General features: G+C 42.6%; 5 protein-coding genes. 2 read left to right on the top strand and 3 right to left on the bottom strand.

Annotated elements, in window-relative coordinates; genetic code table 11:
- Positions 1-106: 106 nt before the first annotated feature.
- Complete coding sequence (locus AB5903_RS16610) at positions 107-1,930, top strand: PCMD domain-containing protein (protein ID WP_368118047.1); 1,824 nt, start codon at positions 107-109, stop codon at positions 1,928-1,930.
- 490 nt (positions 1,931-2,420) lie between these two features.
- Here AB5903_RS16610 and AB5903_RS16605 read toward each other — a convergent pair whose 3' ends face one another.
- Both AB5903_RS16605 and AB5903_RS16600 read right to left on the bottom strand, forming a co-directional pair.
- Positions 2,421-3,206: a porin family protein gene (locus AB5903_RS16605; RefSeq protein WP_005657211.1), complete on the bottom strand. Its 786-nt coding sequence runs from the start codon at positions 3,204-3,206 to the stop codon at positions 2,421-2,423.
- A 9-nt stretch (positions 3,207-3,215) separates the two neighbouring features.
- Positions 3,216-4,349 (bottom strand): PCMD domain-containing protein, encoded by a 1,134-nt coding sequence (locus AB5903_RS16600; protein WP_118086312.1) that lies wholly within the window; start codon positions 4,347-4,349, stop codon positions 3,216-3,218.
- A gap of 166 nt (positions 4,350-4,515) precedes the next feature.
- Here AB5903_RS16600 and AB5903_RS16595 point away from each other — a divergent pair, with 166 nt between their 5' ends.
- On the top strand, positions 4,516-5,796 hold the full coding sequence (locus AB5903_RS16595; protein WP_118207103.1) for a serine dehydratase subunit alpha family protein: 1,281 nt from the start codon (positions 4,516-4,518) through the stop codon (positions 5,794-5,796).
- A 149-nt stretch (positions 5,797-5,945) separates the two neighbouring features.
- On the opposite strand, the gene AB5903_RS16590 is transcribed toward AB5903_RS16595, so the two are convergent.
- Positions 5,946-6,497, bottom strand: a complete 552-nt coding sequence (locus AB5903_RS16590; protein ID WP_117858508.1) for a peptidylprolyl isomerase — start codon at positions 6,495-6,497, stop codon at positions 5,946-5,948.
- Between the last annotated feature and the right edge of the window lie 438 nt (positions 6,498-6,935).

Here is a 6,935-nt window from a genome sequence, read left to right as displayed (position 1 = left end):
TTTCAAAAAACCGTGTAATTGACTATATTTCAATAATTTCAAAGAACTATTTATCCACTTTTACGGGACAGTAGTGAGGGATTTTATTAACTAAACAAGTATTTGTATGAAGAAAAATTTGTTTTATTTATTCGCATTGATTTGTTCAATGAGTTTATTTACCGCTTGTAGCGATGACGATGAGGCGCCGGGCAATTCTGGAGTAGTTGGAGAGGTTGTCGGTGACTACAAGGGCTTGATGGATGTTTACTATGAACCAAATGTGGAAATAGCCAAAGGCATGCAGCAAAAGATAACTATCAAGAAGTCTTCCGACACTTCAATCGGTTTGGAATTGAAGAACTTTGTAATAACGGTTGGCGGTGCTCCGATTACTATTGGGGATTTAGCTATTGATAATTGTCCTTTGAAAGTTGAGGGGGATAAATATTCATTTACCGGTAACGCAGATTTAGATTTGGTTGTCGGTAAATGTGCGGTCTCTGTGGAAGGAGCTATCAATGGTGAAGATATTGAATTGATAATTAAAGTGAATGTGAATAATGACCTAATGAAAGTTCGTGTAGAATATAAAGGTAAAAAAATGACAGGGAACGAAAGTTCGGAAGCTTTGATTAAGGAGTTCAAATTCGATAGCGATATTATTGCGGAGCAACCTGTAATCAATGAAGATAAAACTATCACTTTTAAAGTGGCTGAAACCGCAACAGATGATGATTTGAAAGCATTGAAGCCGATAATTACAATTTCTGAAAATGCAACGGTTACTCCGGAATCGGGTGTGACGCAAGACTTCTCCGGAAATAAGGTAGTGATTTATAAGGTTACTTCTGAGGATGGTACAACAGTGACGGAGTATAAGGTTTCTGCTCGAAAGAGTTCGGATGCTTTGATTACAAGTTTTGTTTTCGAGAATAATCCTATTGTTGCAGAACAACCAGTAATCAATGAAGACAATACGATTACTTTTAAGGTGAAAGCCTCTGCTACTGCTGATGATTTAAAGGCTTTAGTGCCTACAATTACTTATTCTCATAAAGCAACGATAGCTCCTGAGTCTGGTGTGGCACAGGATTTTTCTGATAATAAAAAGGTGATTTATACGGTTACTTCTGAAGATGGTACGGTTATAAAGGAGTATCAAGTTTTTATTTCAGGTACTGAAGATGTGTATGATTTTGAAAAGTGGCTTCCTGGAGTAGAAGGACAAGAACCTGAAAATACTTTCTATGAAGCGGAGGGATGGGCAAGTAGTAATACCGGAGCACATTTCTTGAAAGGGTTCAATCTTACTGATAGTTATGTCATAATGCAAACAGATGATTCTCATTCGGGAACTGCTGCAGCAAAAATTCAGTCTATTGATACAAAAGGACAAGATCTGGGTATAGCAAAAGCTCCTAAAGTGACTACAGGTTCTTTATTTCTAGGAAAATTTAAGACTGATTTTAATACCTTAAATAGCACTAAATTTGGTATCCCCTGCAAAGAAAAACCTATTTCTTTGCGAGGATGGTATAAATATACTCCTGGTGATGTATATTATATTGTAAATACCAAACCATATAAAGAACATTGCCATGAAGCTGTAGTAGACGAAACTAAAGTTGATGAATTTATGATTAGCGTAGTTTTATATGAAACAACTGCTTATGATGAAATAGGCTGGTCTGATTGTCTAACCGGTACAGATGAAGAGGAAAAGAATATTTATACTTCAAGCCGTATTGCTGCTATTGGACAATTGATTGGTGGTGCTCAAACTGATTGGAAAAAGTTTGAGTTACCTTTGGAATGGAAAAAGCAGTATGATACCAATAAAAAATATCGTATGACTATTGCTTGTTCTTCAAGTAAGGATGGTGATAAGTTTTGGGGTGCTCCGGGTAGTACATTGATTGTTGATGATTTTGAATTGATAAAAGAGTAATTAGATCCTTTCGGCTAAAGTAATTGATATTAAATATAAAGGATACTTCTGTGAAGAAGTATCCTTTATATTTAATATGTGTCGTCCTAAGCGAAGTTGATTGATTATTATTAAAATCCTATATAGGGTTGTCTATCTAATTTCCATAAGCTATTGGATTGTTTGGGAGTTGTAAAGGGCTACTTGAGAGTTGTAAAGGTCAACTTTAGCATCATAAAGTTCTACTTGAGAGGATACAGTATGTTATGTATAATATAAGTACCAAACATTGGTACTCCAAATACCACGTAGCGGTATCTCATGTACCAAGCATTGGTATTTTAACTACCAAGTGTTGATACTAACGGAATACCCTCGTATAAAATGAAAAAGTGACGACCAAAAATCGGTCGTCACTGTATATAAGCTTGTCGTCACCAGATAACACCTTCGTCCTTAATGCATTAAGACGAAAAGTGACGAGTGACGACAAAAAACGAAAAAATCTTGTTTAGAATGCATACCCAAATCCTAAGTTCAGATAGATAGGATACATATTAAACGTTATCGTATCGAAGTCTTTCTGGAAGATATTGTTTAATCCCCACGTTACATCGGCATGCACGGTGAGATGCTTGAACGCTTTCCATTCGCCCCCAAATTGGATACCCCACTGGAACTTACGCAACTCGTTGGAGAAATCGTAAGTTGCGATGCTTTCACCGGTAAACTCCACTTTGGAACCGGTCTGGTCGGGTGTGCGCAAGTGACCCTCGTACACGTGTCCGGAGAAGTTGCCTTCCAGCAGATAGGAGAAGTACGGACCTGCCGATACTATCCAGCGCTTGCTGATGCGGTAGTCGGCAAGGATGGGAATGGTGAGATAGGAGTTTTTCACTTTGGTTTTGACTCCACCCGTCCAAAGACCTGCCAGCTCTCCGCCGTTGGTATTGATGATTTTCATACCGTAGTTCTTTACGGTGGCTTCGGTAGTCATGTTCTTGTTCTCCAACCGCAGTCCCAGGGTAAGTCCCCACTTTTTCTTTTCGTCGAACCACTTGGTGGCATTACCTTCGATGGCAATGGCGATGCCCGGTGCATAGCTGTCTATCTTGCGTATCTCCTTGGGCAGGGGAATGGGAGATGTACCGCCGATATTGAATCCGGCTTTAATGTTGTATTCCCAACCGTGCAGATAGGAGTTGATAAGACTTTTGTTTCTCTCTTCTTGTGCCTGTACGTTGGCTACCATTGCCAGCAGTACGGCTATCGTGCAAATAAAATGATGCTTTTTCATATTCTATAATCAGATTTCTTCGCTTATAAGTTCTAATTCGTCTACGTATAATGTGCTGCCGACTGCCCCTTTGAAGTACGCGCCTTTCACGCTGGAGGAGAGGACGATGCTTAATTTGTACTTGCCGTCCTGCAGTTTCAACTTGTTTATCTCTTTACCGTTCATAGGTTCAAAAGGTAACTCAAACGCTGTCCATTCGTCGGTTTCTATAGCAGCCTCTTCACTGATTTGGGCTTTGGCTACGATGTTTTCGGAAGTCAGGCTGTTGCTGCCGTCCAGCATAAAGGAGTTCTCGTTTGCTTCGTACAGTATGGCGTAAATGTCGAAACGGTCTTTCATGTCTTTCTGTACTTCGCCTTCATCGGTATAAACTTCTCCTGCCTTGAATTTGAAGTAACCCTTCAACGCTATGGGGCGTTTGTAATACTGTATGCCGAACTTGGTGGCACGCAGAGGATCTTTCAGTGCGTTTGCCAGGTCGAAGGAACCGATAAACAGGTTTCCGGCGGCAATATACATTTGCACCATGGCTCCGAAACTTCCGGTGTCGCAAGTGGTCAGTTTCAGTCCGTTGCCGCGGTAGCCGTCAGTAACCTGCTGCGTAGGATAGCCGGTGCGGTTGTCTGTCATGCCGGTAAGTTTGTAGCCGGGGTTGCCGCTGGACCATTGCGCTACGCGCGAAACACTGGTTGAAGTTCCGGGTTCGAACTCGTAGAAAATGTCGTATTCGGTACCGGCAGAGGGAAGCAGGTCTTCGAAATGGAATGTTTCCGGCATTTCGGCAGGTACTACTTTTACGGTATAGGTAGCGGTCCATTCGCCGTCTTCGGAAGTGACGGTAAAGGTGCGGGAGTGAGACTCGTTGCTGAAATCGTAATTGTTAAGGATGTCATTCGGTGAATGTTCGTCTGCCTTGATGGTGGCACCGTCGGGCAGCGTAAACAGCAGTTGCTGTTTGGCAAGGTTTGCCCCTTTATGTACATATATGTTTATTTCTTTAGAGTCACTGTTGATGTGAGCCAATTGTACATCCGCGCCTGTACAGGCGTCAATGGCTGCTTCGGAGTTGAGCGCTTCGTCTTGTATGCAGGACGAAACGGCTAAGGCAAGCATGAGAGCAGTAGTCCACTTCTTAAAATTCATATCCTTCTTTTTTGAATGTTGATAAATAAATACAGTTTAGCAGTTTGCAAAAATACGCTATTATTTTGTAATAACAGATACAAGAAGAAAAAAGTGCGGTAAACTCTGGTATTTATTTGTTATTCCGTATATCTTTGTATAAAGATTGAATAAAAATATATATGGTATGACTGAAGCCGAAAGAAAACAAATAATTGCTTTGGTACAGCGCGAAGTAGTTCCTGCCATTGGCTGTACGGAACCCATTGCTGTTGCCTTATGTGTGGCGAAAGCAACCGAAACCTTGGGGGCAAAGCCGGAGAAAATAGATGTCTTGTTGAGTGCCAATATCCTGAAGAACGCAATGGGAGTGGGCATTCCCGGCACAGGTATGATTGGACTGCCCATAGCTATAGCCCTGGGAGCGCTGATAGGCAAGTCGGAGTATCAGTTGGAAGTGCTGAAAGACTGCAATCCTGCCGCCGTAGAAGAGGGAAAACGCTTTATCGGCGAAAAACGCATCGATATATCGCTGAAGAAGAATATCACGGAAAAGCTTTATATCGAGGTGTGCTGCAAATCCGGCGGGAATAAAGCCACTGCCATTATAGCCGGCGGCCATACCACCTTTATATATATAGCCCGTAACGGCGATGTCCTTTTAAACAAGCAAAGTGCGGGTTGCGGAGAAGAGGAGGCACAAGTCGCAGGCCTGACCTTGCGGAAGGTATATGACTTTGCCATGAATGCCCCGCTGGACGAAATTCGTTTTATCCTTGAAACCGCCCGTTTGAATAAGGCCGCCGCCGAACGTTCTTTCGACGGGAACTACGGTCATGGACTGGGCAGAATGTTACGTGGCAATTATGAACACAAGATTTTGGGTGACAGCGTATTCTCCCATATCCTTTCTTACACGTCCGGTGCATGCGATGCCCGTATGGCAGGTGCTATGATACCGGTAATGAGTAATTCGGGCAGTGGAAACCAGGGTATTTCCGCTACATTGCCCGTGCTGGTCTATGCCGAGGAGAACGGCAAATCGGAAGAAGAGTTGATCCGTGCCCTCATGCTCAGCCATCTGACCGTGATTTATATCAAGCAAAGTCTGGGACGCCTGTCTGCCCTATGCGGTTGCGTAGTAGCCGCCACCGGCTCCAGTTGCGGCATTACCTGGCTCATGGGCGGTACTTACGAACAAGTATCCTTTGCCGTTCAGAACATGATTGCCAACCTTACAGGAATGATTTGCGACGGCGCCAAACCCAGTTGCGCCTTGAAAGTAACTACCGGCGTCTCTACCGCCGTCCTCTCCGCCATCATGGCAATGGAAAACCGTTGCGTCACTTCCGTTGAAGGAATTATTGATGAAGATGTAGACCAAAGTATCCGAAACCTCACGAAGATAGGTTCCAAAGGAATGAATGAAACCGACAAAGTAGTCCTGGAAATTATGACAAGTAAGTGATTAGAGGTTAGCGATTAGTGATTAAGGGGGAATGATTAGTGATTAATGGTTAGCGATTAATCGCAGCATTATGAATATGTGCCATTGATAAACCAAATCACCACCTCTTAATCACTAACCACTAATCGCTAACCCTTAATCATTAACCGTTAACTACAGCATTCGCTGCTACAGTCTCCGCAGTTGCATCCGCCACCGCATCCGCCGCCGCTCATCATGCGTGCCATTTCCGACAGTTCGTCGTTGGTGGCAGGACGGTTTTCGGTGATTTCACCTACGAAGTTCAGGTCGCAGCCTGCCAGGGGGTGATTCATGTCCATTACTACTACATCGTCCTTTACTTCGACTACGCTTCCGTTGATACGTTGGCCTTCCGAGGTCATCAAGGGGATTACGGCGCCTTCTACTACGCGTTCGCTGTCGAACTTGCCTTCTATCTCGAAGATGTTTTTGGGGAGGTCGATGACATGCTCCTCGTCATACTCGCCGTAAGCCTCTTCGGCTTTGATTGTAAAGTCGAATTTATCGCCTTTGTTCAGGTCTTTCACCTGGTTCTCGAAAGATTCCAATGTGAGGCCCAGTCCCGATATGAATTGGAACGGGTGCTCTGCGGGAGCTTCTTCTGTGAACTCTTTTTCTCCGTTTTCGATTGTGTACAACTTATATGCTAAGGTGATGTACTTGTTTTCTACTGTTTCCATTAATTTGTTATTTCTTATTAGTAAATACTGCATTGTCTGTTTTGACAATGCGCAAAGATACGAATATTTTGCTTCGGGAGAGGAAGCGTCCCGGTAATTTTCAGATTATTAAGTGCTTTGTAAGTGTTTGGCATTACTTCTGTAAAGTATCCGAATCGTTTTATGGATAACCGTCAAGTGATAAAATAAGATTTTAAAGCATGGTTTCCTTACGATTATTCATGTTTATATCTTTTTTTTCTTCAATTTGTTTGGAGATTATAAAAAAGCATTTACCTTTGCAGCATAAATAACGGATAAGAGAATAATAAAGATAATTTAGTTATGAACCTGCATACATCCATAAACCTGGCAGTCCTGCATATTATTCGCGTCGTGGTGGTGGCATCAAGAGCGTGAGAAAGGTTGTGTATGTATTTGTACGGTAAAGATATTTAT

It is taken from the genome of Bacteroides sp. 2201st1_D9_2201SCRN_220225 (genome assembly GCF_040928965.1).
Classification (GTDB): domain Bacteria; phylum Bacteroidota; class Bacteroidia; order Bacteroidales; family Bacteroidaceae; genus Bacteroides; species Bacteroides stercoris.
This window is presented reverse-complemented; position numbering and strand designations above follow the sequence as displayed.